General features: G+C 72.4%; 4 protein-coding genes. 2 read left to right on the plus strand and 2 right to left on the minus strand.

Going from position 1 to position 3356, the window contains the following annotated elements; genetic code table 11:
* Nucleotides 1-257, minus strand: a 257-nt coding sequence (locus tag JNW89_RS31875) for an anti-sigma-D factor RsdA (RefSeq protein ID WP_238451882.1), incomplete at its 3' end; no start/stop codon positions are given.
* Nucleotides 254-781 (minus strand): RNA polymerase sigma factor ShbA, encoded by a 528-nt coding sequence (shbA, locus tag JNW89_RS38335; RefSeq protein WP_309140046.1) that lies wholly within the window; start codon nt 779-781, stop codon nt 254-256. The genes shbA and JNW89_RS31875, both read right to left, overlap by 4 nt.
* A 332-nt stretch (nt 782-1113) precedes the next feature.
* Here shbA and JNW89_RS31885 point away from each other — a divergent pair, with 332 nt between their 5' ends.
* Both JNW89_RS31885 and JNW89_RS31890 read left to right on the plus strand, forming a co-directional pair.
* On the plus strand, nt 1114-2331 hold the full coding sequence (locus JNW89_RS31885) for a S8 family serine peptidase (RefSeq protein ID WP_238451883.1): 1218 nt from the start codon (nt 1114-1116) through the stop codon (nt 2329-2331).
* Nucleotides 2332-2572: 241 nt separating this feature from the next.
* On the plus strand, nt 2573-3356 hold a 784-nt coding region (locus JNW89_RS31890), incomplete at its 3' end, for a hypothetical protein (RefSeq protein ID WP_238451884.1).

The raw sequence follows: 3356 nt of genomic DNA on the forward strand, positions 1-3356 counted from the left end.
CGGAGCCGGCGGGCCGGGGGTGCCGCGGACGGCGGAGCCGCCGGGTCGCCCGTCCCCTCCCCGGCCTGATTCCGCTCCATCCTGGATTCCACCTGCTCGGACCGCGTCACCAGCTCGGTGCGCCAGTCGGCGAGCAGGGCGGTCACCGGGTCGTCGGCGGGGTGGTCGGGAGGCGGCGGCTCGCCGCGGTTGAGCGCGTCGAACAGTCGGTCGTCCCGCAGGACCGGGTCGGTCGGCGGGGGTACGTCGGCGGTCACGGGATCATCCGGGCGAGGGTGTCGCCGGCGAGGACGCGCAACCGGTTCAGCGCGCGATGCTGCGCCAGCCGTACCGCGCCTCCGGTCATACCGAGCACCGTACCGACCTCCTCGGCGGTCATCCCGACCCCCAGCCGCAGCACCAGGATCTCCCGGTGCGTCGCCGGCAGTTGCGCCAGCAGGGCGCTGAGCCTGGCGCCCAGGTCAGCCGTGACAGCACGCAGTTCCGGGCCGGGGCGGGGGTCCGGCGCGTCCGGAACGGCCGCGACGCTGTCCGTACGGTCGCGGCTCGCGGCCCGACACGCGTCCGCGACCTTGCGGGCGGCGATGCCGTAGACGAAGGCGAGGAAGGGACGACCCTGATCGGTGAAGCGCGGCAGGGCGCGCAGCACGGCGAGGCAGACCTCCTGGGCGACGTCCTCGGCGGTGGCGCCACCGGCGCCGACATGCCCCAGCCGGGCCAGGCTGTAGCGCACGACGATCGGCCTGATTCCCCGCAGGACCTCCGCGACGGCGGCCGTCACCGGCGGCGGCGCGACGTACGACGTCGGGTGGCGGTGTGTCCATCGCGGTCGCGGGCCCTTCTCGGTGCAGCTGGATCGACGGTAGCCGTCCGCCGTCCCGCCGCCAACACGACGGTGATGAAACACCGCACCGACACCCGGCGATAACCCGGCAGGAGTACGAGCGCTCCGCCCACCTGGCCGCCGAACGCCAGGTCCGACGTTGTGCCCCGATTTATGCTGATTTATATATTTCCAATAACGGATGCCTCTGCCCTCTGGTTCGGGCGCGGCCGGCTGCGGCAACCTCGGCATGGGCCAACCGCCCCTACCGCACGTGGAGAGGAACCCCCATGCGCAAGACACTGGGCGTCGCGATGCTGACCGGCATCGTCGTCGCCGCCTCGGCGACCGGCGCCACCGCCGCCCCCCGCGCCGAGGCGGACAGCGGCTACATCGTCGTCCTCCGCGCCGACGCGAACTCGTCGTCGGTCGCCGCGGAGCAGGCCAGGGCCAACGGCGCCACCGTCGGCCACGTCTACGAACACGCCCTCCGCGGCTACTCCGCCCGGATGAGCGCGACCGCCGCCGCCCGCATCGCCCGTGATTCGCGGGTGCTCTTCGTCCAGCCCGACGGGGTGGTGACGGCCACCGCCCAGACCACGCCGACCGGCATCAACCGGGCCGACGCCGAGCTGAGCCCGACCGCGAAGATCAACGGCGCGGACGAGCGGGTCGACGTCGACGTGGCGGTCATCGACACCGGCATCGACCTCACCCACCCCGACCTGAACGTCTACACCGCCGGCGCCAAGAACTGCTCCACCGGCACCAGCGCGAACGACGGCAACGGCCACGGCTCGCACGTCGCCGGCACGATCGGCGCGCTCGACAACAGCATCGGCGCGGTCGGCATCGCCCCCGGCGCCCGGGTCTGGCCGGTACGGGTGCTCAACAACGCCGGTAGCGGCACGTTCTCGGCCATCATCTGCGGCATCGACTACGTGACCGCGCACGCCAGCGAGATCGAGGTCGCCAACATGAGCCTGGGCGGCTCCGGCTCCGACAGCGCCTGCGGCAGCAACCAGGACGCCATGCACGAGGCGGTCTGCAGGTCCGTCGCCTCCGGCGTGACGTACGTCGTCGCGGCAGGCAACGAGACCGACAACGCCGCCAACCACGTACCGGCCGCATACGACGAGGTCATCACCGTCAGCGCGCTCGCCGACTTCAACGGGCTCCCCGGTGGCGGCGCGGCGGCCACCTGCCGCAGCGACGTCGACGACACGATCGCCGACTTCTCCAACTTCGGCGCGGACGTCGACCTGATGGCCCCGGGTGTCTGCATCTACTCCACCTGGAAGGGCGGCAGCTACAACACCATCTCCGGCACCTCGATGGCCAGCCCGCACGTCGCCGGTGGCGCCGCCCTCTACAAGGCGACCCACCCCACGGCCACCCCGAGCGCCGTGAAGTCGGCCCTCCAGTCGGCCGGTACCACCAACTACAGCTGGCCGGCGGGTGACCCGGACGGCATCCAGGAGAAGCTGCTCAACGTCGCCACCTTCTGACCGACGCCCGACCGCCCCGGCCCGGATCCGGGCCGGGGCGGTCCCCTCCGAACAGGCCGCCCGCCCACCTTGACCGGCGACGAGGACAAGCCTCTCGCTCCGGGGTACGCGGGCCGGCAGCCGTTCCCGGGTCCGATGGTCCGTCTCCTCCCGCGGGAGGAGACGCGGCTCCGACCGCCGGTCGCTTCACGGGCCTGAGGTCGGGCGCGATCGGGAGGCGGGTTCACGAGCATCTACAGGTATGACTACCGCACTGCGCCGGGCGGCACACTGGCACCGCCCCATGATGGTCTTCGTCGCGGGGATGGCGGTGCTCGCCGTCGTCGCCGCGATCGGCGTCGTCGCCGATCCCCGCGTCCTCACCGGTGTTCCGATCTGGCTCAAGCCGTTCAAGTTCGCCGTGTCGTTCGTGCTGTACGGCACCACCCTCGCCTGGATGCTCTCCCTGCTGCCGCGACGCAGCCGGACCGCGGAGCGGGCGGGCACCGTCATCGTCGCGATGTCACTGGCCGAGATGGCGGTGATCGTCGGGCAGGTGCTGCGCGGCACGACCAGCCACTACAACGAGACGACCCCGCTGAACGCCGCGCTGTGGCAGGTGATGGGCGCCTCGATCATGGTGCTCTTCGTCGCGCACCTCGTCATCGGCATCGTGGTCCTGCGCCAGCCGATGGCGGACCGGGTCGCCAGGTACGCGGTCGGGTGGGGGCTCGGCCTGTCCCTGCTCGGCATGCTGGCGGCGATCCCGATGGTGGTGCCCGGCCAGGAGATGGCCGAGGGGATCGGCGGGGCGCACAGCGTGGGCGTACCGGACGGCGGGCCCGGGCTCCCCCTGGTCGGCTGGAGCACCACCGGCGGGGACCTGCGGATCGGGCACTTCGTGGGGCTGCACGCCCTGCAGGCGCTGCCGATCCTGGCGATCCTGCTCAGCCGGTTCCTCGGGACGTGGCTGGACGAGCGCAGCCGGGTGCGGCTGGTGGTCGTGGCGGGCGCCGCCTACGGCGTACTCACGATGCTGTTGACCT

Source organism: Micromonospora sp. 4G55 (genome assembly GCF_016803375.1).

Bases quoted from the DNA above. Each gene is read 5' to 3' on its own strand.
- JNW89_RS31885 (WP_238451883.1), top strand. From the start codon at position 1,114: ATGCGCAAGACACTGGGCGTCGCGATGCTGACCGGCATCGTCGTCGCC.